Here is a 24,231-nt window from a genome sequence, read left to right as displayed (position 1 = left end):
CCGAACCGCCCACGGCTCCGCAGGTCAGAGCTCTGCCGCGGTCATCCGGTGTGCTGCTCAGCCTCGTTCAGCGTCGTGGCCGCATCGCGGAGGCTCTTGAGCTCGGCCTCGTAGTAGCCGATCTCGATCGTGTCGACCGCGCGTGCGGCATCGTCGGACACCGGCACTGCTGCCTCGATCGTCTCGGCGACCAGGATCTCGAGATCTGCCTCGAAGGCGATGCCCGGCAGATCGGCGTTGTTCGGAAGGTTGGTCATGAACCGATGACCGACCACGGCCGGAATCTGTGACACGGAGGGCACCCGGCGTGTGCACGGAGCGCTCCTCGAGCCGCGGGTCCCGCCACGACACGTGGCGGGACCCACGGCCTCAGGCAGGTTCCTTGGCCCAGGCCTCGTAGGTGATCGAGCCCAGCTCGGCGTCGGGGCCGGGCACGAGGCTGTCGTCGGCCAGCTCGGTGCCGAAGTACGTGGCGTGCTCGTCGACGACGACGTCGCGCGTGTCGCCCGACCTGGCGAGCGCAGCCGGGATGAACTCGTCCATCCGCACCCGCTCGGGGCCGCCGATCTCCTTGACGCCCTGCAGCGGTGCGCCGACGGCGACGTGGCTCACGGCCGAGGCCACGTCGTCGGACGCGATCGGCTGGTAGTGGACCGGCGCCAGGTGCAGCTTCCCGTCGACCATCGACCCGTCGGCGATCGCCCGGGTGAACTCGAAGAACTGAGTCGCGTGCACGATCGAGTAGGGGACGCCGGACCCCTTGATGAGGTCCTCCTGAGCGGCCTTGGCGCGCAGGTATCCGCTGTCCGGCAGGGTCCCTGTGCCCACGACGGAGAGCGCGACGTGGTGCTTGACGCCGGCCTTCCTCTCGGCGGCGAGGATGTTGGTGGTGGCGGTGACGAAGAACGCCATGACGTCGTCGTCCGCGAAGGACGGCGAGTTGGAGACGTCGACCACGACGTCCGCGCCGGTCAGCACGTCGTCCAGTCCTTCTCCTGTCAGGGTGTTGACGCCGGTCTGGGGCGCGGCGGGCACCGCCTCGTGACCGTGAGCGTTGAGCAGCTCGGTGACCTTCGAACCGATGAGCCCGGTTCCGCCGATGACGACGACCTTCATGAGTGGCCCCTCTCTGGGATTCCGACGAGCGCGGCTGATCCGCCTCCGCCCTACTGACCGGGGAGGCCTCGCGGCTGTGACACCGATGCGGCGCTCGACCTCTCGCTACGCCGGGACGCGCGTGAGCTTGTCGGGCGCCATCACCCACATGATCCGGTCGATGCCGGAGCCCGACGCGCTGACGCTGAGGAGGACCGCCGGGGCACCGTCGCGTCGGGCGAGCAGCGAGGTCTGGCCGTTCGTCTCGACCCACGACAGGGTCGTTCCCTCCCACCAGTCGGACCACCCGGCGATGAACCGGGCGACGTTGTCCCGCCCGCTGACCGGCCGGCGGGCCGCCCGAGGGGCTTCTCCGGCGCTGTCGGTGGTGCTGACGACGTCCGCGGAGAGCACCTGCTCGAGCCGCTTCACGTCCCCGTCGCGGGCGGCCGCGACGAACGCCTCGAGCAGGGTCCGGTGCGTGGCCGGGTCGACCGGTTCCTTGCGGTCGGACTGGACCGACTTCTTCGCGCGGCTGACCAGCTGACGGGCGTTCGCCGCGGACGTGTCCAGGATGTCGGCGACCTCGTCGTACGAGTAGTCGAAGGCTTCGCGCAGCACGTACGCCGCCCGCTGGTCAGGCCTGACCTTCTCGAGCAGCACCAGCACTGCGGACTCCAGGGCTTCGGCCCTCTCGGCGCCGAGGCTCGGGTCGGCGCTGGTGTCGACGGGCTCGGGCAGCCACGGGCCGACGTACTGCTCGCGTCGTACGCGTGCGGACTCGGCGGTGTTCAGTGCGAGTCGGGTGGTCACGGTGGTCAGGAATCCCGCGGGGTTGCGCACGACGCTGCGGTCGGTTCCCTGCCAGCGCACCCAGGCCTCCTGGACGATGTCCTCGGCCTCGGCGACGCTGCCGAGCATGCGGTACGCGATGCCGAACAGGCGTGGCCGCGACTCGTTGAACGCGCCGATCGCCGCCTCGATGCCTGCGCCGGACTCGTCACCGGCCTTGCTTGACGTCATGTCGGTCTCGTCCTTGCCCGCGATCGGATCACCTCGACGACCAGGGGAACCGGCGCGTGTGGCGGCCGAACCCTCGTCGACAGCGTCCCACCGACGCGCCGGCCGCACCAGATCGCGCCTGTCACCCATCGATGCCGACCTCTCCGCGGGAGAGCGCAGCGTCGAACGCGCTGAACGCGTTCAGGATGCGCGCTGGGAGGTCGGGGTGCGTGGCGTCCCAGGATCCCGAGCACGCGGCACACGACAGGATGCCGGTGGGAGATGCCGACGACGGTGTCGTGGGGACCTCGCCGGTCATCGTCGTGCCGGCCGTGTGGACCGTGAGTGGGACGACGGTCGACCAGGTGAGGTCCGGCGCGCCGCACGCGCAGGTCGGCGCCGCGTCGTGCGTCCCGGGCGCCGCGACGTCGGATCGCCCGACCCCGGCCAGCTGCTCGAGCACCGCGGCCACGTCGATGCCGATCGGAGGCAGGTCGCGGGTCACGGTTCGCCCGTCACACGCCTTGCAGACCAGGGACTCGACCGGCAGGTCGAGGATCGGCGGCCCGACGAGGCGAACACCGCGGCTCTCGGACACGGTCAGGACCACAGGCATCAGGACGAGGCCGCGGAGGTAGGGACACCCGCAGCGACATCGTGGCCCCGCGTCCGAGTCTGACGGTGCGGCCAACGCGACGACCCTCCTCTCCGGGTTCCTGCGCTGCATCTGTGACCGGATCGGCCACGACTCTGTGACATCGCACGGGTGTCGTCACATCCGGGCTCGGTCTCCGGTCAACACGTCGACATCCCGAGAGAAAGGTCGAGCCCATGCACGTGACTGTTGTCGGAGGTACTGGCCTGATCGGCGCGCGGGTCGTGAGGCTGCTGCGGGATCACGGCGACGACGTTCGCGTCGCCTCGCGAAGGACCGGGGTCGACGCCTACTCCGGTGAGGGACTCCGGGAGGCGTTCGACGGGGTCGACGTCGTCGTCGACGTGTTGAACGTGAACCGCCCGTCGTACGAGTACGAGCAGGGGTTGAGCTTCTTCGACACCTGCACCCGCAGCGTGCTGCGTGCCGAGGAGTCCGCTGGCGTTCGACACCACGTGGGCCTGTCGGTCATCGGGGCGGAGCGGCTCGACAGCAACTACTTCCGGGGCAAGGTCGCCCAGGAGCAGCTGGTCGCGCAGTCACCGATCCCGCACTCCGTGCTCCGGACGACCTTGTTCTACGAGAACGTCCCCAGGCTCGTCGACCACGTCGCGACCACCCACATGGTGCGGCTGCCTCCCGTCCGGGTGCGCCCGGTCTCGGCGGACGACGTGGCCGCGACATTGTGTCGTCTCGCGCGCGGTGTGCCGCTGAACGGGTCGTTCGAGCTGGCCGGGCCGGAGGACTGGTTCCTCGACGCGCTCGCCCGCGAGGTGCTCGCGGCCCAGCACGACACCAGGCCCGTCGTACCCGACACCCATGCGCTGTTCATGGGCGCGCGCCTGCGCTCCGGCGACGAGTCGTTGCTCCCCGCCTGGGCGGAGACCAGCAGCTCGTTCGCCCGGTGGCGCGGCCAGGTGAAGACCCGGTCGGCCTGACCGGACTGCCCGCCGGAGCGCCTGGCACTTCGCAGCAGCGGAGCGCGTCCGGGTCGAGTCGCAGGTAAGAACGGGTCTGACCGGGTTTCACCGGGGCGACGACCTCGCCACGCCGGAAGCAGAGAGCGACTGGACCCGCTCGTCACCCGGACCACCGCCGGCTCTCCCCGCTGCCGTGGTCAAGGCAGGTCTGGGCGGACCGAACGAGCCGGTCCGCCCAGACCTGGAAGGGAGGGTCAGCGGACCTCGGCGCCCAGGGCGAGGTCGAAGCCGGCGCCGTTGCGTGCCAGGCCCATCAGGAGGATGCCGGCCCACTCGAGGGTGTGGGCCATCTCGAGCCCTCCTGCGTCGAGGGGCCGCAGGTCCAAGCTCTCCAGGAACTCCGCGACACGTGCCTTCGCCTCGGCGCCGTCGCCGGCGAGGAACGCGTCCAGCGGCGTGTCGTGAGCAAGGACGTGACCGAAGATCGTGTTCAGCGCCTTCACCACGTGTGTGCCCGCGGGGGCGGCTGCGGCGATCTGCTCGGACACCGAGTTGTCCACGGTGGTCGCGAGTCCGCTGGCGTCGGCGTTGAACGGGTTGGTGATGTCGACGAGGACCTTGCCGGCCAGGGCATCGCCGTAGTGCGCCACGACGCCAGCCGCGGCGGCGTGGAGGACGGCCACGATGACGATGTCACCGGCCGGCCGAGCGCCGAAAGCGCCGACCGTGGCGCCGTTGCCGATCTGGTCGGCGAGTGCCTGGGCTTTGGCGGTGTCGCGGCTCATGAGCTCGACGGTGTGGCCGTGCTTCGTTGCCCGGGTGCCGATGGCGGTGGCCATGTTGCCCGAACCGATGATGCTGATGGTGGTCATGATGGATGTTCCTCCGTGGTGTGTGGTTGGTGATCGTGCGTGGAGCGAGTGGTGCCTGCCCGGGCGGTGACGCCGCGATCCGTGTGGGCATCGGGGCGCCCTCCACCAGGTGCTGTGGTCAGATCAGTCCGCCGGCGATCTCGTCGAGGGGCTCGGGCTCACCCGGCTCCGTGTGGAACCGAGTGCCACCCCTGATCAGGGCGCCGCAGATGACGGCACCCGCCCAGAAGGCGCCCGCGGCCCACCAGTAGCCGATGGTGAACCCGTGCACGGTCGCGTCGACGACCGCGGCGCTGCCGTGGTCGACCAGGTAGTTGCTGTGGGCGGTGGCGACGAAGGTGCTGATCACGGCGATGCCGAGCGCCGCGCCGAGCTGCTGCGAGACGTTGTTGAGCGCGCCCGCAGCGCCGGCGTCACGCGGTTCGACACCCATCTGCGCGAGCGCGACCGCTGACACGATGGCCGACCCGATGCCTGCCCCGGCCAGGATCAGGCCGGGCAGCACCCAGGCCGCGTACTGACTGCTCGCGTCGGCCTGGGTCAGCAACGCCGCCCCGGCTCCGCCGATGGTCAAACCGCCGGCGACGATGGCGCGCATGGTCAGGTGCCGCACCAGCACGCTCTGGGTCAGCGTCGCGACCACGGCCACCGTCACCATCATCGGCAGGAACGCGAGCCCGGTCGTGATCGGGGAGTAGCCCAACACGCCCTGGAAGTAGTACGTCAGGAACAGGAACAGGGCGAAGACCCCGGCCTGACCCAGCAGGAGCGTCAGGAGGCCGGCGCCGCGGTTGCGGTCGGCGACCACGCGCACCGGGACGAGCGGGTGACGGTCGATCCTCTGGAACACGACGAAGACGATCAGCAGAAGGCCGCCGGCGACGAGAGAGGTCAGCGTGACTGCCGCGTCCCAACCATCGGTCTCGGCTCTCGATGCTCCGAAGACCAACCCGAAGACCCCCGCGGTGCCCAGGATCGTGCTCGGTACAGAGAGCTTGGGCCTGTTGGGCTCGGAGGAGTTGTGCAGCAGCGCGAGGCCACCGATGATCCCGACGACGGCGAAGACGACGTTGACGTACAAGGTCCAGCGCCAGTTGGCATAGTCGGTCAGCACCCCACCCAACATCAGGCCGACTGCCGAGGAGCCTCCTGCAACCGCGCCGAAGATCGCGAACGCCTTGCTCAGCTCCTTCAGGTCGGTGAAGATCACCGTGATCAGCGACAACGCAGCAGGCGCCATGACCGCGGCGAAAGCGCCCTGGACCGCGCGGGCCGTGACGAGCGTCTCGATGTTGGGGGCCGCGCCACCCACTGCGGAGGCGATCGCGAATCCGACGAGGCCGACGATGAAGATGTTCTTGCGGCCGAACGCGTCGGCCAGCCGTCCTCCGAGGAGGAGCAGGCTTCCGAAGGCCAGCAGGTAGGCAGTGACGACCCACTGGCGGGTGTCGTCGGAGAAGCCGAGGTCTGCCTGGATCGAGGGCAGAGCGACGTTCACGATCGTCGCGTCCAGCAGGAGCATCATCTGGGCGATCAGGATGACGCCGAGCGCCAGCCAGCGTCGCTCGTGGTGGGGGTTGGGTGGGGCCGTGGACTGCACGTCGACGGCTTCGGGGGCCACCAAGGTGCCGGAGGCCCCGAAGGGCTCGTTGGTGCTCATCTCTTCACTCCTGGGGGGTCAAGTCGGAGCGCCATGGTGAGGCACCCCTCCGGTTCACTGTTACCGGTGTAAGCGGAGGGGTGCCTCGATCTATTCCGGAGGGGTGCCTCGAATTGAGGGAGAAGCTCGATGATCGACTGCTGAGCGGCTCGCCGGAGGACGCGAAGCGGAGGCCACCCTCAGCGTGGTCGTAGACTGGGGGAGTGAGCCAGACCGACGTCGCGCCGATGCAGCGGTCGCTGCGCCGCGACGCCCGGGAGCGCCGTGACCGGCTCGTCGCCGCGGCGCAGGCCGAGTTCGCCGCCCACGGCGTGGATGCCTCCTTGGAGAAGATCGCCCGCGACGCCGACGTCGCCATCGGCACCCTGTATCGCCACTTCCCCACACGGATGGACCTGCTCCTGGCCGCCCTCGAGCCTCGACTGCAGGCCTTCCTCGACGGAGCCGCCCAGGCCCTGGAGATGGTTGATCCCTGGGACGCCTTCACCTCCTACCTGGAGAACCTGTTCGCTGTGCAGGCAGGGGACCGAGGCTTCAACGACTTCCTCTCTCGCCGCTTCCCCGGCAACGCCCACACCGAGCACATCCACGACGTGATGTGCCAGCAGATCGAGACCGTTCTCACCCGAGCCCAGGCGGCAGGCAAGGCTCGCGCCGACATCACGCAGGCCGACATCGTCAACCTCATCTGGTCCAACGGCCGGATCATCGACGCCACGAGCGCCAAGGCCCCCACGGCCTGGAGACGCCAGCTCCACCTCATGCTGGACGCCTATCGGGCTGAGCGGGCTCATCCGATCCCCGAGCCGCCGATGACGGACGAGCAGCTCTACGACGCCATGGTCCATCTCAGCAAGGTGAAGTAGGGCCTCCGGAACCGGAGGATGGCAGCGCGGCCGGGGCGATGACTCTCCCCAGCGGTCGGGCCAGGCGAGCTCGAGGAGCTCGAGACATCCGGGCGTGCCTCCGAGCTGCTACTCGGGCTGGAAGACCGCGATCGTGTTGCCGTCCGGGTCCTTGAACCACGCCGAACGCCCGATGCCGGCGGTGGTGACGATGTGGTCGACGGTCTTGAACGTGTCGGTGTCGTACTCCTCGAACTCGACGCCGCTGGCAGCGAGCGCGGCCACGTCCTTCTCGATGTCGTTCGACCAGAACCGGACCTGGGTGTGGTCCGCCTTGTTGCCGGCCGGACGGCCGTAGATCAAGAGGCTCGTGCCGTCGCCGGCTTCGAAGACGAGGTGGTTCTTGATGGTCTCCGGCGAGAGGGTGAGTCCGACCTTGTCGGTGTAGAAGGTCTGGCTCCGCTCGAGGTCGGTCGAGACGAGGACGGCGGAGACGCGGTTGTGGTTGAGCATGGTCGGTGCCCCCTCAGGGCTGGAGCGTGGTGACGTCGAAGACGGTTTCCTCCGGCGGCGTCGGGAAGCCGCCCTCGATGCCTGCCTGCATCCGGGGCATCAGGACGCCGTCGCGGAAGGCCTCCCAGCTCTGCTGGGACTCGTGCATGGCCACGATGGTCCAACCGTCGGCCGAGGGACCGGCCGCGTGGAAGATCTGGCCGTCGGGGAGCCCGTCCGCGGGATGCACCGCCGCGATGGATGCTTCGTAGTTCTCCCGAGTGCCGCCGGGAAAGTGATGAACCACTCCGAACGTCATGACTGTCTCCTCTCAAGGCCGAGATAGTATTTTCGTACGAAACGAAATATACTCAGGGGCATGGCCACGTCAAGACCCGATCACGAGTTCCTCGACCCGGAGGAGTGGGAGTCCTGGGGAGCGCTGATGATGCTCCACCGCTCGGTTCTCCAGGAGCTCGACGCCGACCTCCGGCGTCACCACGGCCTCGCTGTCATCGAGTTCGACGTGCTGATCACCCTGTTCAACGCCCCCGACCACCGGTTGCGCATGTCCGAGCTCGCCGAGCGGGTGCTCCTCAGCCCCGCGGGAACGACGCACCTCGTCACGCGCCTCGAGCGCGACGGCCTGGTGCGGCGCGAGGCCGACCCCGCCGACGGTCGCAAGTGGTTCACGGTGCTCACCGACGACGGCGACCGCGCGTTGCAGGAAGCCCGGCCGACCCACAACGCAGTCCTGCGCAGGACGCTGATCTCAGCGACCTCGCCTGCGGACCGGCGCACGCTGCGCCGGATCTGGAAGCGCGTGTCCACGCGCGCGCCGAACCCGGTGACGACCGATGGGGGAGGGCCGGGCGCCGGCTACGACCCGCGCAGGTAGACGAGCACCGTGGACACACGGCGGTCCGTCCCGCCGGGCAGGTCGAGCTTGGCGAAGATGTTGCCGACGTGCTTGCGGACAGCCGCCTCGCTGACGACGAAGTACGCGGCCGCCTGGACGGCTGCGTCGAGGCGCTTCGGCAGCACCACGTCGCCCCGGACCGGCACGGGTGATCGGTCGTCGCCACCGCGCTCGGCCTGGTGCTCGCGGCCGGGCTCGCCGGCTCCGCGGCAGCGACCCGGCGCTCCGGGCGAGCCGACGGAACGGGAGTGCGCATTCCGGACCGATGGGTGCGTTCCGTGCCTACTGCACGCCAGATCAGGATGGGGGGCGGTCGCGCGGCCCCGGGCCGTGCGAGGAGTGCGGATCGACGCAGCCTGCCGACGCCACGGTTGAGGTCGCGGCGGTCGGTTCTCGCCTCATGCATCAAGGTGAGTTCCCGGTCGACTACCGAACCGCGCTCCGTGCGAGTCCTCGATTCACTACCTGGAAGGCTGATCACGCGCGAGGCGGCCGCGCCGGTCTTCCTCGCGCTTGGAGTACGCCGCGGCGCGGATCGCCTCGTCCGACTCGAGTCCGGAGCCGAGGCCTCCGCCCACGGTGGCCGCTGAGGCGACGAACCAAGCCAGAACGAAGAAGTCGCCGTAGCCGAGCTGGGCGTGGAGGTAGCTGCCCATCAACCCGGGTTCCAGGACGAAGAAGGCCCAGGCAAGGTTCACGAGGTAGAGCGCGACGTAGCAGATCGACACCCCGACCATCAGCGTCACCAGTGTCGAGGCGTTGTACATCCGCGACCTTTCCCGCGCCTGGGGCGAGTCGTCGTCGGGCCGGTCCCACAGCTCACCGTCGATCACGAGCCAGGCGACCACGAGGATCACCGAAACGACCGTCGCCACCACCAACCGCCACCACGCCAGCGAGTCCGCAAGCAGCCAGACCGTCGAGTTGATCGTGGCCACGGCTCCGGTGGCCAGCGCGGCGACGAGTGCAGACTTCAGCCCTGGCACCAGGAGCCACGGACGGTTGGCGAGCACCATGCCGAGGAGCACGCGTGGGCGACCGCGGGGCTGCGAGAGAGCGACGCGGTGCTCGTCGTCCGTTTTCGGGCCTGCCATCGCATCGACCAGCGAGCGCACCGCGCGACGGGCGCGGGCGTGCATCCGCAGTCCGCCCAAGGCAGGCAGGGACAGCACCGCGGTCCGTCCGTCCGGATCGGACTCGACCACCAGGTGGTTGCCCTCGTGATCGTGGAGTGGAAGTTCGGTCAGGCCGACGACGTAGTCCCAGTCGTGCTGGCGAGCCTGGTGCTGCAGTCGGCCCATCGCGGTCGCGACTTCCTCCGAGCCGGTGGTGAACGGCTGACTGACCACGGTGATGTCCCAAGCCCCGGAGCCGTCCACCGGGCTCAGGTCTGTCATCCGTCGCGCGATGTCGGTCGGCGCGGCCGGATCAGCCACGAGTCCGACGCGGATCGATTCCATGGGGCTCGTTACCCGCCGCTGCAGCGTGGAAACACAGACGCGGCGATCGCGGACCGAAGGCGACCCGGCCGGGAGCAGTCATCGTGACCCGCACCGGTCTCGGGCTCGGCAGACACCGACACCCGGCGATGTGACGTCCCATCAGCTCCGTGCCGAAAGATGGCACCGGCGTTCTTGGCCAGCAGAGCAGGCACAGGGCCGTGGTAGCGTCCGGCCATCTCGCCGCGGTGCGCGGCGCGATGGCGTTTGGCAGGGAAGCCGGTGCGAACCCGGCGCTGTCCCGCAACGGTGATGCCCTCCGGGGATGAGACCGACCACCTGACACACGTCCAGCGGCTGTCCCTCGGAGGAAGGGCGGATCGCTTCGACACCCGGCGGTGTCGCGGCGAGCACGCCTCGTCCTCCCCACGTTCGGAGGATGATCATGGAAGCGAAGTCGCGGACGCAGACGCGAGTGCTCGTCAACACCGGGGACGGCAAGGGGAAGTCGTCCGCCGCGTTCGGTGTCATGGGTCGCGCCTGGGCGCGGGATTGGACGGTGGCCGTCGTCCAGTTCGTCAAGGGCGGCCGCTGGCAGGTCGGCGAGAAGAAGCTCGCGGACCACCTGGGCATCGAGTGGCACACCCTCGGCGACGGCTTCACCTGGGAGTCCGAGGACCTCGACGAGTCGGCGGCCAAGAACCGGCACGCCTGGGAGGTCGCCGCGGAGAAGCTCAGCAGCGGTGACTACGACCTCCTCATCCTCGACGAGCTCACGTACACGATCACCTACGGGTGGCTCGATCCGGCGGTCGTCGTGGATGCCGTCGTCGGACGACACCCGCGCACCAACGTCGTCATCACGGGTCGGGACGCCGCCCCCGAGCTCGTCGAGATCGCCGACACGGTCACCGAGATGCGCAAGGTCAAGCACGCGTACGACGAGGGCATCGGGGCCCGCAAGGGCATCGAGTACTGAGCCCGACGGGGCGTGCCGTGGGCCAGTGCCGCCGCCATCCCGTGGCCCACGCGCAGTCGATGCCTCCGGCGACGCCACTTCTGCCGCGGGTCTGACGTCGCCTGGTACGCCGCCGGCAGCGCGCCATGCGACGACAACCCCGCGCTGCAGCGGGCGCCTGCGGTTGGGTGGGCCGGTCGCCGTGCAGCCCCACGAGCCGTGGCTGCCCCCGATCCTCAGCTGCCGAGCCGCTCGGCTGCCGCACCGAGGGCGTCGACCACCGCTCTGACAGCGGGGGAGCGGGCCTGGGTGTGGCGCCAGATCGCGATCGTCTGGCGGGCCGGGACGGGGTCGTGGACGCGCACGGCGGTGGTCCCGGCGGGCAGCGGTCCGCGGCCGAGGCGCGGCACGAGCGCGATGCCGAGCCCGGCGGCGACGAGTGCCAGGTGGGAGGCGAACTCCATCGCGACGTGCTCGATGCGGGGCAGCCGGCCGGTGCCGGCGTACATCCGGGAGAGCCACTGGCGGCAGATCGTGTGCTCGGGCGTGGCGATCCACGGCTCGTCGGCCAGGTCGAGCGGGGTGAGCCGGTCACGGTCGGCGAGGGGGTGGTCCGCGCGGAGGATCACCTCCGCCTCGTCGCGGTGCACCGTACGTCGGTCCAGGTGCTCCGGGATCTCCAGCACCACGTCTCCCCAGCGATGCACCAGCGCGACGTCGGCCTGGCCGCGGGCCACCTCGTCGACGGCGTCCCAGGGCTCGAGCTCGCGCAGCCTGATCCGCAGGGCCGGGTGCGCGGCCGCGAGGTCGGCGACGACGGGCCCGATCAGGCCCCGCATCGACGTCGAGAACCCGACCAGCTCCAGGTCGCCGGTCACCTCGCCGGCGTGTGCGTGCAGGTCGGTCTCGAGGCGCTCGAGGTCCGCGGCGATCCGTGCGCCCTCCTCGACCGGGACCCGGCCGGGTCCGGTGAGGATCACGCCACGACCGACGCGCTCGAGCAGCTCGACCCCCGACTGCCGCTCGAGGCGCTTGATCTGCTGGGACACCGCGGACGGCGTGAAGCCGAGGGCCTGGGCCGCCGCGACGACCGACCCGTGTGCCTGCACGGCCTCGAGCGAGCGGAGGGCGGCGAGATCCATCATGCAGGCAGGCTACATGGTTTCGCGCAGATCAAATCGCTGGTGCTTCACGATCGCGGAACCGAGACTGGTCGGCATGGACCTCCGGCACGCGCTCCTGGCCACCCTCGTCGCGGTGATCTGGGGGTTCAACTTCGTGGTGATCGAGTGGGGCATGACCGGCGTGCCGCCGCTGCTGTTCGTCGCGCTGCGGTTCACCGCGGTCGTCGTCCCTGCGGTCTTCCTCGTCCCGCGTCCGGCGGTCTCGTGGCGGGTGGTGGCCGCGGTGGGCACGTTCATGTCGCTGGGCCAGTTCGGGCTGCTCTACACCTCCATGCACCTGGGCATGCCGCCCGGCCTCGCCGCGCTCGTGCTCCAGGCGCAGGTGCTCTTCACGGTGCTGATCGCGGCGGTGTGGCTGCGCGAGCGGCCCACGGGCCGCCAGGTCGGCGGGATCCTGCTGGCCTCAGCCGGACTGGTGGTCGTCGGCGCCGGCCGCGGCGGCCACGTGCCGCTCGGTGCGCTCGGCCTCTGCGTCGCCGCGGCCCTCTCCTGGGGCATCGGCAACGTGGTGGCGCGGCGCGCTGCGGTGCCGAGCTCGTCCGGCCTCTCCCTGGTGGTCTGGTCGTCGCTCGTGGTGCCGGTGCCGTTGTTCGTGCTCAGCCTCGCCCTGGACGGGCCGAGCACGGTGGGCCACGCGCTGGCCCACCTGGGCCCCGAGGCGATCGCCTCGACGGCGTACACCGCGGTACTGGCGTCACTGGTCGGCTACTCGATCTTCAACGGCCTGCTGGCCCGCTACCCGGCGTCGACGGTGGTCCCGTTCGTGCTGATCGCTCCACCGGTGGCGATGGCCAGCGGCTGGCTGCTGCTCGGCCAGGCGGTCAACCCGGCCGAGGGCGTCGGCGGACTGGTCGTGCTGGCCGGCGTGCTGGTCACCGTCTGGCGGCGTTCCTCAGGGCTTGCGCGCGACGATGCGCAGGGGACCGGCCGCGCCGCCGCCGACCCACCGTACGTCGACGAAGCCGGCCTGCTCGAGCTCCGCGGCGAGCCCGTCGCGGTCGCGGTCGGGCACGCCCCAGCCGTCGAGGATCACGCGGAAGACTGAGCGTTCGCGCGCCTCGGGGCCGGGATCCTCGGTGGTGAGCGAGGTGTCGTCGCCGAGCAGCGGCGCCTGGACGAGACCGCCGCTCCGCAGCGAGGTGAACAGGGTGCGCAGCGCGGCGGGCCGAGCCTCGTCGGGGAAGAAGAACTGGCTCCAGAACGCGACGTCGAACGACTCCGGCCGGGAGAAGTCGCCGGCGTCCGCGCAGACGACCTCGAACCGGTCGGCGACGCCGAGCATCTCGGCGCGCAGCCGGGCCTCGTCGGCGAGGTCCTCGCTCAGCTCGACGCCCACCGCCCGGAGCTTGGGCGCCGCCTGCAGCAGCGTGAGCACGCGCCCGGCCACCCCGCAGCCGAGCTCGAGCAGCAGCCCGCCGCCGGCCAGCACCTCGCCGGCCGGGTCGTGGGCGAGCCCCTGGCGGAAACCCTCGACGAGGCCCGCCGAGAACGGGTTCGGCGAGATCGCCCGGGCGAACAGGATCCGGTCGGCGGCCGGCATCGTCCAGTAGTCCGGCCCGGCCGCGACGTCGCGCAGCAGCCGGGCCTCGATCTGGGCCGAGGCCAGCGCGTCGCGCAGCGTGACGAAGGCGTGCTCCGCCGTGAGCGTCGCCCAGGCCGGGGTCAGCCGGTGGCCGTCGCCGTCGGGCGCGACGACTCCGTGCAGCAGGAGAGCCTGGACGACAGTGCGGGCCCGGCGCTCGGTCAGGCCGGTCGCCGCCGCCAGCTCGCCGGTGGTGGTTGCCTCGCGCAGCACGTCGAGCAGGCCGATCTCCTCGGCGCCCTGCAGCAGCGCCAGGAAGCCCTGGGCGCCGAGCAGCGGCGTCAGCGCGGCGTCGTACGCCTCGAAGAATCCGGGTCCGTCCCCCACGCGGCGATTATCGCGGTGCTCAGGGCTTGATGTTGAAGTTCCGGCGGAACAGGTTCTCCGGGTCCCACGCCCGCTTCACCTCGGTCAGGCGTGCGAGGGTCTCGGCCGGGTAGAGCGCGGCCAGGTCGTCGGCGGTGTCGGAGCCGAGGAAGCCGGCGTACGCGCCGATGCCGTGGCGACCGATCGTCTCCCACTCCGCGCGGGCGCCCGCGACGGCCTCGTCGGGCGCGTCCAGGGGGAGGAACTTCGCCGACACCACGAGCACCTGCGCGGCCCGGTGCGCGAACGCCGTCGCATCCGGGGCCACGCGCCCCATCGCGCCGCCGAGGCTCCGGAAGAACACCACCCGACCGGCGGTGCCCTGCGCGTACGCCGCCGCGACCGCGTCGATCACCTCGCCCGAGAGCTGCTCGAGGAAGGCGTTGCCGAGCACCGGCTGAATGCCCTCGGGCGGGTGCGCCTCCTCGAGCACCTCGGCGTACGGCTTCTCGGTGACCGTGTCGGAGACGACGTTGCCGAGCGAGCGGAGCGGGTCGATCTCGGACGGGTCGTCGCCGCAGTACGCGACCCACATCATCGCGCCCGCGGGGAAGTCCCCGAAGCCCGGCATCAGCGCCAGCGCCGTGCTGAGCTCCTCGGGGGCGGCGTCCATCGCGGCCGCCCACCCCTTGAGCAGCTGGGGCACCTCGTCCAGCGCGAACGCGATCGTGCCGAAGTGGATCGTGGTCACGGGCTGCGCCTGGAACTCGAACGCCGTCACGATCCCGAAGTTGCCGGCTCCGCCGCGCAGGGCCCAGAAGAGGTCGGGGTTCGTGCCGGCGTCGGCGCGCACGACGTCACCGGCGGCCGTCACGAGCTCCGCTCCGAGGACGCTGTCGACGGTGAGGCCGTGCTTGCGCACCATCCAGCCGATGCCACCGGCCTGGGTGAGGCCGCCGACCCCGACCGAGACGGTGTCGCCGGACGTGATCGCCAGGCCGTGGTCGGCGAGCGCGGCGGCGGCGTCGCCCCACCGGGCTCCGGCGCCGATCCGGACGCGGCCGTCGCCGAGCACGTCGACGGAGTCGAGCCGGCTGACGTCGATCACGGCTCCGCCGTCGCTGTTGCCGAACCCGAGGGCGTTGTGGCCGCCGCTGCGGACGGCGAGCTCGAGGCCGTGCTCGCGGACGTAGGCGATCGCGTCGACCACCTCGTCGGTCGTGGTCGGCCGGATCACGACGGCCGGGGCGGCCGTGCCGGCGATCGTGGTGCGGGCGGCGTCGTACTCGGCGTCGCCGGGGCGGATGGCGATGTGGTCGATGGTCATCAGGAGCTCCCGTCCGTGTCGTCGCGCGTCACGCTAGGAGCTCAAGTGGACTTGAACACAACTGTTTAAAGCACAAGGACCGAGGGTCAGCGACCGCTCTCCGTGTACGACGGTCCGGGGTCGTCCGACAGGTTGCGCAGCGCGGCCACCAGGCGTCGGGCCGTGAAGTCGGCGCACAGCTCGTGGACCTCCTCGAGCGTGCAGAACCGCACCGCCCGGATCTCGCGCTGCTGGCGCACGACCTGCTCGAGGATCGACTCGTGGTGCACGCCGCCGTCGAAGACCAGGCACACGGCGTCGTCCCAACCGCCCCAGGGCGGGAGCCAGTCGGTCAGCACGAGCGGCCCGGCCTCGAGGGCGAGGCCGAGCTCCTCCTCGACCTCGCGCGACACCGCGAGCTGGGGTGACTCACCCACCTCCACGACGCCACCGGGCAGGTCCCAGTCGTTCTTGTAGGTCAGCTGGCACAGCAGCACGCGCTGCTCGCCGGACTCGCCGTGCGCGCGGATCAGCATCTGGCTGATCGCCCGCTTGCGCGGCAGGAAGGAGTTGAGCAGGCGCCGGAAGCCCATCGGCTCCTCCACGGGGGTGTCGTCGGCGAGACGGGCGTAGACGATCCGGTCGGCGCCGGCGTCGATCTTGCGGGCGATCCCCTCGCGCATCAGGCCCGAGAAGGTCGCGATCCGCTGGGCGACCTCGTCGTCGGGATCGACGAGCACCTCGACCCGGTGGTGGCCGTCGCTGAACGCCTTCGCCAGGGCCACGCGGACGACGTCCACGGTCGGACCGAGGCCCTGCGCCTGCAGGTCGCTCGGCCAGCTCAGCCTGGCCACGCCGGGGGCGATCGGGGTCAGTTCGGCGGACACGCGGACAGACTACGGGGACCGGCGGAACGTGTTCTCGTGGGCATGTCCACAGGGGTTTCGAGGCGGTCGCTGCGCGACCGCGCCTCAACCATCAGCTGGTTGAGGTGCGAGCGCCAGCGAGCCTCGAAACCACCCGGGGCGACCTCAACCATAAGCTGGTTGAGGTGCGAGCGCCAGCGAGCCTCGAAACCACCCTTGGCGACCTCATCCAGCGGTCGGCGACTCAACCAGCGGAGGGGGTGAGCCAGAGGGTGGCCAGCGGGGGGAGGCGGAGCGTCGCGCTGGCCGGCTGGCCGTGGTACGGGTCGGCGTGGGCCGTCACCGTGCCGAGGTTGCCGACGCCGGAGCCGGCGTACGCGGTCGCGTCGGTGTTCACGACCTCGTTCCAGTCGCCGGCGAAGGGCAGCGGCAGCCGGTAGTTCTCGTGCGGCATGCCGGAGAAGTTGCACACGCAGACCAGCGCCTCGCCCTGGTTGCCCCAGCGGACGAACGCGATCACGTTCGACGCGGCGTCGTCGGCGATCAGCCAGGTGAAGCCGCCGGGGATGTGGTCCTGGGTCCACAGCGCCCGGGAGTCCTTGTACGTCGCGTTGAGGTCGCGCACCAGCCGGCTGACGCCCTCGTGGTCGGGGTCCTGCAGCGACCACCAGTCCAGCTCGCGGGACTCGGCCCACTCGCCGTCCTGTCCGAACTCCGTGCCCATGAACAGCAGCTGCTTGCCGGGGTGCGCCCACTGGTAGGCCAGGAAGGCCCGCAGGCCGGCGAACTGCTTCCACCGGTCGCCCGGCATCTTGCGGAGCAGGGACCCCTTGCCGTGCACGACCTCGTCGTGGCTGATCGGCAGCACGTAGCGCTCCGACCAGGCGTAGACGAGGCTGAAGGTCAGCTGGCCGTGGTGGTGGGAGCGGTACATCGGGTCGCGCTGGATGTAGCTCAGCGAGTCGTGCATCCAGCCCATGTTCCACTTCAGCGCGAAGCCCAGCCCGTGGTCGGACGTCGGTGCGGTGACGCCGGGCCACGAGGTGGACTCCTCGGCGATCACCAGACCGCCGGGGATGTGGTCGTCGACGGCGCGGTTGAGGTCCTGGAGGAACGCCACGGCCTCGAGGTTCTCGCGACCGCCGTGCACGTTGGGGCTCCACTGCCCGGCGCCGCGGGAGTAGTCGAGGTAGAGCATCGAGGCGACCGCGTCGACCCGCAGCGCGTCGATGTGGAACTCGTCCATCCAGTACAGCGCGTTCGCGATCAGGAAGTTGCGCACCTCGAGGCGCCCGAAGTTGAACACGAGCGTGCCCCAGTCGGGGTGCTCTCCGCGCAGCGGGTTCGGGTCCTCGTAGAGCGGCGTGCCGTCGAAGCGCGCGAGCGCGAAGTCGTCCTTCGGGAAGTGGGCGGGCACCCAGTCCAGGATCACGCCGATGCCGGCCTGGTGCAGCCGGTCGACCAGCCGGCGGAAGCCGTCGGGGTCGCCGAACCGCGACGTCGGGGCGTAGTACGACGTGACCTGGTAGCCCCACGAGCCACCGAACGGGTGCTCCATCACCGGCAGGAACTCCACGTGCGTGAAGCCCATCTCGACGACGTACTCGACGAGGGCGTCGGCGAGCGCGTCGTAGCCGTACCAGGAGCCGTCGAGGTGCTTGCGCCACGACCCGAGGTGGACCTCGTAGACCGACATCGGGCGGGCCGGGTCGGCCATCTCGGGCCGCTGCGCCATCCAGGCGTCGTCGGTCCAGGTGTGCTTGCTCTCGAAGACCACGGAGTGCTGCTCGGGAGGCACGCCGGTGTGCTGGGCCATCGGGTCGGCCTTGTCGCGCCACTGCCCGTCGGCGCCGGCGACGACGAACTTGTAGCGGGCACCGGACTTCACGCCCGGGACGACGAGCTCCCAGACACCGGACTCGGGGCGGCGAGACATCGGCATCGTGGAGCGGTCCCAGCCGTTGAAGTCGCCGATCAGGCGTACCTCGCGGGCGTTGGGCGCCCAGACGGAGAACCGCACGCCACCCTCCTCGACCTGGGCGCCGAGCGCCTCCCAGAGCCGGAAGTGGCGACCCTCGCCGATGAGGTGCAGGTCGAGGTCGCCGAGCGGCGACGCGAGCTGCTTCTCCTCGACCGGCGCGGTCGGCGCGGCCGGACTCGCGGCCGCCGGGGCGTCGGTGGGGGAGGCCGGCGCGGCGGGTGCCGCCGGTGCGTCCGGCGACGCCGCGGGCTCGCGGGTCTTCGGGACGCTGGTCCTGGACAGGTTCGGTGCGGGTCTCGTCATCGTCACTCCGTGCCGGATGTCGTGGTGGCGTACTCGGTGCCGGCGGCGAGCCGGTGCAGTGCGGCCATCGGGATGTCCACCCACGACGGCCGGTTCCGCGTCTCGTAGACCGCCTCGTAGACGGCCTTGTCGGCCACGTAGGCGGTGATCAGGGCGTGCTCCTCGGGGGTGAGCGCGGTGCCACGCTGCTCGACGTACCCGTCGAGGAACGCGATCGTGTTGCGCTGCACCCACTCCTCGGAGCGGTAGGCGATCTGCGCTGCCTCCTCCTCGGTGCTGTCCAGGTCGCGCGCGACCGCACGGACGGCGTAGTCGAAGGAGCGCAGCATGCCCGCGACGTCGCGCCACGGGGAGTCGGGCAGCCGGCGCTCGGCCAGCGGCTTGGCGGGCTCGCCCTCGAAGTCGACCAGCTTCCAGCCCAGCGAGGTGCGCAGCGTCTGGCCGAGGTGGAGGTCGCCGTGGATCCGCTGCGCGGGCTGCGCCCCGACGTCGCTGATCCCCGCGACCGCGTCGAAGCGCTCCGCCAGGGCATCGCGGTGCTCCGCCAGCGCGGGTACGACGCCGACGGCCGCGTCCAGACGCTCACGCATCGCCGTCGCGACCGCGGGCAGGTCGAGCGGCCGGGTCGGGAACGACCGGGCCAGCACCTCGTGGACCTCGGCGACCGCGACGCCGAGGCGGTGGGACTCGCCGGCGAAGTCGCCGCCCACCTCGTCGGCGTGCAGGTCGCCCTCGGCGAACAGGTTGCGGGTGCTGGCCAGCGCGAGACCCCAGCCGTCGCTGGCCGTGCGCAGGAACTTCTGCAGCATCGCCAGGTGGAGGTCCTCGACCCCGACGTACCCGTACAGCGGGGCGACGTGGGTGTTCTCGGCACGGGTGAGGGCCTCGAGGATCTCGATGTCGGGGTTCGGGCCGGTGGTCACCCGGCGGAACAGCTTCATCAGGCTGTCCTCGCCGAAGGCCACCGAGGAGTTGCTCTGCTCGCCGGAGAACAGCGTCGAGTGCGACTCCAGGTCGAGGTCGTGCTCGGCGGTGCGGTGGAAGGCGCCGTGCGGCTGCGCCATGGTCGCGGCCGCGAACGCCTCGAGCCAGCGCTGCATCGACTCCCGGTCGTGCACGGCGTCGTAGTGGTAGCGGTCGTCCCACTCGCCGACGAAGGCGTGGGAGATGCGCTCCTGCTGCTCCTCGTAGGCCGCCATCGGGACCTGGTACGCCGCGGTCTCGCCGTCGTCGGCGAACCGGAGGGTCACCAGCGTCGTGGACAGGTCGTCGGCGAGGGCGACGTCGCGCACGTCGACCACCTCGAAGTCGCGCCCCTTTCCGCCGAACCACCGGGCCTCGGTCACGAAGGCCCGCAACGCGGACTCGCGGGTCTGCTCAGCCGTCATCGGGCTCACCTCCCTCCGACTCGGGGAGCCGGATCCAGTAGAAGCCGTAGCCTCCGAGCGTGAGCAGGTAGGGCAGCTCACCGATCTGGGGGAACCGCACGCCCCCGAGCAGCTCGATCGGCTCCACGCCCTCCCAGCGGCGCAGGTCGAGCTCCACGGGCTGCGGGAAGCGGGACAGGTTGTTCACGCACAGCACGGTGTCGGTCGCCGGATTGCCGTCCTCGTCGACGTACTGGTGCTCGCGGACGTAGGAGAGCACCGACGGGTTCGAGCCGCCGAGGTCGTGGAACCCGCCGAGGCCGAAGCAGGGGTGCTGCTTGCGCGCGTGGATCATGCGGCGCGTCCAGTGCAGCAGGGACGAGGAGTTGTCGAGCTCGGCTTCCACATTGACCGACTGGTACCCGAAAACCGGGTCCTGGATCGCCGGGAGGTAGAGCTTGCCCGGAGTGGCCGAGGAGAACCCGGCGTTCCGGTCGGAGGTCCACTGCATCGGGGTGCGTACGCCGTCGCGGTCACCGAGCCAGATGTTGTCGCCCATGCCGATCTCGTCGCCGTAGTAGAGGACGGGAGAGCCGGGCAGGGAGAGCAGCAGCGCGGTGAACAGCTCCATCCGGTTGGTGTCGTTGTCCAGGAGCGGCGCGAGCCGGCGGCGGATGCCGATGTTGGCCTTCATCCGCGGGTCCGTGGCGTACTCCGACCACATGTAGTCGCGGTCGTCGTCGGTGACCATCTCGAGCGTCAGCTCGTCGTGGTTGCGCAGGAAGATGCCCCACTGGCAGTTCGACGGGATCGGCGGCGTCTGCTCCATGATCTCCGAGATCGGGAAGCGCGACTCGCGCCGCACGGCCATGAAGATGCGGGGCATCACCGGGAAGTGGAAGGCCATGTGGCACTCGTCGCCGCCGACGTCCGGGTCGCCGAAGTACTCCACCACGTCGGTCGGCCACTGGTTCGCCTCGCACAGCAGCACCGTGCCCGGGTACTTCTCGTCCACGATGCGGCGGACCTTCTTGAGGAACTCGTGGGTCTCCTTGAGGTTCTCGCCGTTGGTGCCGGGACGTTCGTAGAGGTAAGGCACAGCGTCGAGCCGGAATCCGTCCAGGCCCATGTCCAGCCAGAACGACATCGCCTCGAGGATCGCGTCGTGGACCTTGGGGTTGTCGAAGTTCAGGTCGGGCTGGTGGGAGAAGAACCGGTGCCAGAAGTACTGCTGGCGGACCGGGTCCCACGTCCAGTTCGACGGCTCGGTGTCGACGAAGATGATCCGGGCCTCTTGGTAGAGCTCGTCGGTGTCGGACCAGACGTAGAAGTCGCCGTACGGGCCGTCGGGGTCGCTCCGGCTGGCCTGGAACCACGGGTGCTGGTCGCTGGTGTGGTTCATGACGAAGTCGATGATCACGCGGATGCCGCGGGAGTGTGCCGCGTCGAGGAAGGCGTGGAAGTCCTCGACGGTGCCGACCTCGGGCTGGATGTTGGTGTAGTCGGCGACGTCGTAGCCGCCGTCGCGCAGCGGCGAGGTGAAGAACGGCGGCACCCAGAGGCAGTCCACGCCGAGCCAGTGCAGGTAGTCGAGCTTCTCGGTGAGACCCCGGAAGTCGCCGACGCCGTCGCCGTCGGAGTCCTTGAAGCTGCGGACGAGGACCTCGTAGAAGACCGCCGTCTTGAACCACTCCGGCTCCAGCGAGAGTCCTCCGGTCTCGTCCTCGGTCGCCACCTGCGTCAAACCCTGCTCCTCACCGTGAAGATGTGTGCCACCTCGACCGCGGGGTCGAGCCGCACGTAGTTGTGTGCGCCCCACTGCCAGGTCTGGTCGCTGATCTCGTCGTGCACGTCGAACGGCGCGTCGGGCGGCAGGCCGAGCGCCGCCAGGTCGAGGTGCGCCATGGTCGCGTGGGCGCCGTGGGGGTCGACGTTCACCACGACGATGACCGCGTCGCCGTCGATCCTGTCGGCCTCCGGGTCGGTGCGCACACGCCCCTTGCTGAACACCACGATGTTCGGGTCCTCGCTGTGGTGCACGGTGAGGTCGCGCAGCTGTTGGAGGGCCGGGTGCGCCCGGCGGATCTGGTTGAGGCGCGTCAGGTACGGCGCCAGCGACCGCCCCTCCGCCTCGGCGGTCGCCCAGTCGCGGATCTTGATCTGGTACTTCTCCGAGTCGAGGTACTCCTCGCTGCCGGGCTTGAGCGCCACCCGCTCGCACAGCTCGAAGCCGGCGTAGACGCCCCAGCTCGGGGACCCGGTCGCGGCGAGCACCGCACGGATCTTGAAGGCCGGCGGGCCGCCGTACTGGAGGAACTCGTGGAGGATGTCGGGGGTGTTCGGCCAGAAGTTCGGCCGCATGAAGTGCGCGCTCTCGTGGGCGACCTCCTGGAGGTAGGTCTCGATCTCCTCCTTGGTGTTGCGCCACGTGAAGTAGGTGTAGCTCTGGTGGAAGCCCACCTTGCCGAGGGCGTGCATCATCGGCGGCTTGGTGAACGCCTCGGACAGGAAGAGCACGTCGGGATCGGTCTCCCGGATCTCGCCGAGCAGCCGCTCCCAGAACGCGACCGGCTTGGTGTGCGGGTTGTCGACGCGGAAGATCCGGACGCCGTGCTTCATCCAGTGGCGCACGACGCGGAGCACCTCGGCGTAGATGCCGTCGGGGTCGTTGTCGAAGTTGATCGGGTAGATGTCCTGGTACTTCTTCGGAGGGTTCTCCGCGTAGGCGATCGTGCCGTCGGCGCGGGTGGTGAACCACTCCTGGTGCTTGCGGACCCAGGGGTGGTCGGGGGCCGCCTGGAGGGCGAGGTCGATTGCCACCTCGAGGCCGAGCTTCTTGGCCCGGCGGACGAACGCGTCGAAGTCGCGGAGCTTGCCGAGGTCGGGGTGGATCGCGTCGTGGCCGCCCTTGCGCGAGCCGATCGCCCAGGGCGAGCCGACGTCCTCGGGGCTGGGGGTCAGCGTGTTGTTCCTGCCCTTGCGGTTGACCTCGCCGATCGGGTGGATCGGCGGCAGGTAGATGACGTCGAAGCCCATCGCGGCCACGGCGTCGAGGCGCTCGGCCGCCGTCACGAACGTGCCGCTGTGCACGTGGCCCGCGTCGTCGACGTACGCGCCCTCGGAGCGGGGGAAGAACTCGTACCACGCGCTGAACAGCGCGCGCTTGCGGTCGACCTCGAGCGGGTAGGGCCCTTCGACGCTGACCAGGTCGCGCAGCGGGTGCTTCGCGAAGACGGCGGCCAGCTGCGGGCTCTCGGCCACGGCGAGCCGCGCCTGGACCGGTCGCCGCTCGTCCCCGAGCGCCTTGATCGCGCCGGCGACGGTCCTGCGGGCGGCGCCCTTGGTCTGGGGCAGCACGCGCTCCAGGAGGAGCACGCCCTCGGTGAACATCAGGTCGACGTCGACGCCGGCCCGGATCTTGATGCCCGCGTCGTGCAGCCAGGTCGCCAGCGGGTCGCTCCAGGACTCGATCGCGAACGTCCAGGAGCCTTCCTTGTCGGCGGCCACGGTGGCGGCCATGCGGCTCACCTCGGTGCCGGTCTCGGTCATCCGCACCGGTGCTCGGCGCACGCCTTTGGGGTCGGTGAGCACGACCTCCGCGCCCAGCTGGTCGTGCCCCTCGCGGAACACCAGGGCGGTCACCGGGAACGCTTCACCGACGGCAGCCTTCGCCGGGTAGCGCCCGTGCTCCACCACCGGCGTCACATCGAAGACAGGGATGCGACCGACCATGCCCTCCACCCTTCCGAATCCGGACCGAACACGCAAACAACGCCTCTCGGCGACGACGCTGGTCCCTATACCCGGGATCAAAGGGACTAACAGGTGTCCCCGTCCACCGGCTGGACTCGGCGCGGCCGCTACCGTGACGTGGTGGACCAGCCGAACCCGGCCGCGCTCTGCGAGCCCGACGGCGCCTGGGCCGATCGCGCCGCCGCACACCTCACGGACGTACGCCGGGTCCTCAGCGGGCTGCCGGGTGCCGACGTCGCGGCGTACGACCACATCGGCTCGACCTCGGTGCCCGGTCTCGCGGCGAAGCCGTACCTCGACCTGCAGGTCCGGATCCTCCCGCTTCCCGACCACGACGTGCTCGCCCGCCGGTTGGGACCGCTCGGGTTCGACCGCGCGCTCGGCGCGCGCCCCGACTCTCCCGGCGTCAGCCACGACATCCCGCGGGGCGACGAACCGGCGCCTCCGGAGGTCTGGGAGAAGCGGCTCTACGTGCAGCGGCAGGCCTCCGTGGTCCTCCACGTCCGGCGCAGCGACTCGCCGTGGGGTCGGTACACCGTGTGGTTCCGCGACTGGCTGCGTGCCCACCCCGCCGAACGGGCCCGCTACGAGGCGACCAAGCGGGCGTTGTCGGCACAGAACGCCGGAAAGCCCGACTACGACGACTACACCCGGGCGAAGACAGTGTTCTTCGACGGGATCCAGGACTCGCTCACCGTCTGGGCGAGGAGCAGGTACGGGCCCTAG

At 70.6% G+C, this 24,231-nt stretch carries 23 protein-coding genes, 1 pseudogene and 1 riboswitch; of the genes and pseudogenes, 6 read left to right on the top strand and 18 right to left on the bottom strand.

What is annotated here, in order from left to right:
* Positions 1-41: 41 nt before the first annotated feature.
* The 4 genes from EFL26_RS22580 to EFL26_RS22565 form a co-directional block, all read right to left on the bottom strand.
* Complete coding sequence (locus tag EFL26_RS22580) at positions 42-257, bottom strand: hypothetical protein (RefSeq protein WP_148046808.1); 216 nt, start codon at positions 255-257, stop codon at positions 42-44.
* Between the two features lie 112 nt (positions 258-369).
* Positions 370-1,116, bottom strand: a complete 747-nt coding sequence (locus tag EFL26_RS22575) for an SDR family oxidoreductase (protein ID WP_123225186.1) — start codon at positions 1,114-1,116, stop codon at positions 370-372.
* A gap of 105 nt (positions 1,117-1,221) precedes the next feature.
* Complete coding sequence (locus EFL26_RS22570; RefSeq protein WP_123225185.1) at positions 1,222-2,118, bottom strand: RNA polymerase sigma-70 factor; 897 nt, start codon at positions 2,116-2,118, stop codon at positions 1,222-1,224.
* A 121-nt stretch (positions 2,119-2,239) separates the two neighbouring features.
* Positions 2,240-2,713, bottom strand: a complete 474-nt coding sequence (locus EFL26_RS22565; protein WP_148046807.1) for a hypothetical protein — start codon at positions 2,711-2,713, stop codon at positions 2,240-2,242.
* A 215-nt stretch (positions 2,714-2,928) separates the two neighbouring features.
* On the opposite strand from EFL26_RS22565, the gene EFL26_RS22560 reads away from it, so the two are divergent.
* Complete coding sequence (locus EFL26_RS22560) at positions 2,929-3,690, top strand: SDR family oxidoreductase (protein WP_183408334.1); 762 nt, start codon at positions 2,929-2,931, stop codon at positions 3,688-3,690.
* A gap of 236 nt (positions 3,691-3,926) precedes the next feature.
* Here EFL26_RS22560 and EFL26_RS22555 read toward each other — a convergent pair whose 3' ends face one another.
* Together EFL26_RS22555 and EFL26_RS22550 are read right to left on the bottom strand one after the other, a co-directional pair.
* Positions 3,927-4,544 carry an NADPH-dependent F420 reductase gene (locus EFL26_RS22555; RefSeq protein WP_123225183.1) on the bottom strand — a complete coding sequence of 206 codons (618 nt, stop codon included), beginning with the start codon at positions 4,542-4,544 and terminating at the stop codon, positions 3,927-3,929.
* Between the two features lie 118 nt (positions 4,545-4,662).
* Positions 4,663-6,204 (bottom strand): MFS transporter, encoded by a 1,542-nt coding sequence (locus EFL26_RS22550; RefSeq protein ID WP_123225182.1) that lies wholly within the window; start codon positions 6,202-6,204, stop codon positions 4,663-4,665.
* Between the two features lie 203 nt (positions 6,205-6,407).
* On the opposite strand from EFL26_RS22550, the gene EFL26_RS22545 reads away from it, so the two are divergent.
* Positions 6,408-7,070 (top strand): TetR/AcrR family transcriptional regulator, encoded by a 663-nt coding sequence (locus EFL26_RS22545; RefSeq protein WP_221177118.1) that lies wholly within the window; start codon positions 6,408-6,410, stop codon positions 7,068-7,070.
* 108 nt (positions 7,071-7,178) lie between these two features.
* On the opposite strand, the gene EFL26_RS22540 is transcribed toward EFL26_RS22545, so the two are convergent.
* On the bottom strand, positions 7,179-7,562 hold the full coding sequence (locus EFL26_RS22540; RefSeq protein ID WP_123225181.1) for a VOC family protein: 384 nt from the start codon (positions 7,560-7,562) through the stop codon (positions 7,179-7,181).
* A 13-nt stretch (positions 7,563-7,575) separates the two neighbouring features.
* On the bottom strand, positions 7,576-7,860 hold the full coding sequence (locus EFL26_RS22535) for a hypothetical protein (protein WP_123225180.1): 285 nt from the start codon (positions 7,858-7,860) through the stop codon (positions 7,576-7,578).
* 60 nt (positions 7,861-7,920) lie between these two features.
* On the opposite strand from EFL26_RS22535, the gene EFL26_RS22530 reads away from it, so the two are divergent.
* Entirely contained in the window at positions 7,921-8,439 is a 519-nt protein-coding gene (locus tag EFL26_RS22530; protein WP_123225179.1) for a MarR family winged helix-turn-helix transcriptional regulator, read from the top strand.
* On the opposite strand, the gene EFL26_RS25045 is transcribed toward EFL26_RS22530, so the two are convergent.
* Both EFL26_RS25045 and EFL26_RS22520 read right to left on the bottom strand, forming a co-directional pair.
* Positions 8,421-8,606: a hypothetical protein gene (locus EFL26_RS25045; RefSeq protein WP_425464125.1), complete on the bottom strand. Its 186-nt coding sequence runs from the start codon at positions 8,604-8,606 to the stop codon at positions 8,421-8,423. The genes EFL26_RS22530 and EFL26_RS25045 overlap by 19 nt on opposite strands.
* Positions 8,607-8,921: 315 nt before the next feature.
* A complete protein-coding gene (locus EFL26_RS22520) occupies positions 8,922-9,920 on the bottom strand; it encodes a hypothetical protein (RefSeq protein ID WP_221177117.1) in 999 nt (332 codons plus the stop codon).
* A gap of 251 nt (positions 9,921-10,171) precedes the next feature.
* Positions 10,172-10,240, top strand: a riboswitch (cobalamin riboswitch).
* 104 nt (positions 10,241-10,344) lie between these two features.
* Here EFL26_RS22520 and cobO point away from each other — a divergent pair.
* Positions 10,345-10,878 carry a cob(I)yrinic acid a,c-diamide adenosyltransferase gene (cobO, locus tag EFL26_RS22515; RefSeq protein ID WP_123225231.1) on the top strand — a complete coding sequence of 178 codons (534 nt, stop codon included), beginning with the start codon at positions 10,345-10,347 and terminating at the stop codon, positions 10,876-10,878.
* A gap of 215 nt (positions 10,879-11,093) precedes the next feature.
* Here cobO and EFL26_RS22510 read toward each other — a convergent pair whose 3' ends face one another.
* Positions 11,094-12,002 (bottom strand): LysR family transcriptional regulator, encoded by a 909-nt coding sequence (locus tag EFL26_RS22510; protein ID WP_123225178.1) that lies wholly within the window; start codon positions 12,000-12,002, stop codon positions 11,094-11,096.
* Between the two features lie 73 nt (positions 12,003-12,075).
* Between EFL26_RS22510 and EFL26_RS22505 the strand changes: the two genes are divergently transcribed.
* Entirely contained in the window at positions 12,076-13,086 is a 1,011-nt protein-coding gene (locus EFL26_RS22505; RefSeq protein WP_123225177.1) for an EamA family transporter, read from the top strand.
* An 81-nt stretch (positions 13,087-13,167) separates the two neighbouring features.
* Here EFL26_RS22505 and EFL26_RS24860 read toward each other — a convergent pair.
* The 7 genes and pseudogenes from EFL26_RS24860 to EFL26_RS22470 all read right to left on the bottom strand — a co-directional run.
* Positions 13,168-13,581 (bottom strand): annotated as a pseudogene (locus EFL26_RS24860) (SAM-dependent methyltransferase); the annotation flags it as partial.
* Between the two features lie 388 nt (positions 13,582-13,969).
* Positions 13,970-15,256, bottom strand: coding sequence for an FAD-binding oxidoreductase (locus EFL26_RS22495; RefSeq protein WP_123225175.1), 1,287 nt, complete (start codon positions 15,254-15,256; stop codon positions 13,970-13,972).
* Between the two features lie 86 nt (positions 15,257-15,342).
* Positions 15,343-16,122: an NUDIX domain-containing protein gene (locus EFL26_RS22490; RefSeq protein ID WP_246000348.1), complete on the bottom strand. Its 780-nt coding sequence runs from the start codon at positions 16,120-16,122 to the stop codon at positions 15,343-15,345.
* Positions 16,123-16,345: 223 nt separating this feature from the next.
* Entirely contained in the window at positions 16,346-18,385 is a 2,040-nt protein-coding gene (gene glgB, locus EFL26_RS22485) for a 1,4-alpha-glucan branching protein GlgB (protein ID WP_123225174.1), read from the bottom strand.
* 2 nt (positions 18,386-18,387) lie between these two features.
* The gene (locus EFL26_RS22480) at positions 18,388-19,773 is read right to left on the bottom strand and encodes a maltokinase N-terminal cap-like domain-containing protein (RefSeq protein ID WP_123225173.1); all 1,386 of its coding nucleotides are present in this window, start codon (positions 19,771-19,773) and stop codon (positions 18,388-18,390) included.
* Positions 19,763-21,496, bottom strand: coding sequence for a maltose alpha-D-glucosyltransferase (gene treS, locus EFL26_RS22475; RefSeq protein ID WP_123225172.1), 1,734 nt, complete (start codon positions 21,494-21,496; stop codon positions 19,763-19,765). Before treS ends, EFL26_RS22480 begins: the two co-directional genes overlap by 11 nt.
* The gene (locus tag EFL26_RS22470) at positions 21,493-23,484 is read right to left on the bottom strand and encodes an alpha-1,4-glucan--maltose-1-phosphate maltosyltransferase (protein ID WP_123225171.1); all 1,992 of its coding nucleotides are present in this window, start codon (positions 23,482-23,484) and stop codon (positions 21,493-21,495) included. The genes treS and EFL26_RS22470 overlap by 4 nt, the downstream gene beginning before the upstream one ends.
* Before the next feature lie 141 nt (positions 23,485-23,625).
* Here EFL26_RS22470 and EFL26_RS22465 point away from each other — a divergent pair, with 141 nt between their 5' ends.
* A complete protein-coding gene (locus EFL26_RS22465) occupies positions 23,626-24,231 on the top strand; it encodes a GrpB family protein (RefSeq protein WP_123225229.1) in 606 nt (201 codons plus the stop codon).

The organism is Nocardioides pocheonensis (assembly GCF_003725535.1).
Classification (GTDB): Bacteria; Actinomycetota; Actinomycetes; order Propionibacteriales; family Nocardioidaceae; genus Marmoricola; species Marmoricola pocheonensis.
Note: the sequence above shows the minus strand (reverse complement) of the source record. Positions and strands in the feature narration are given on the sequence as shown.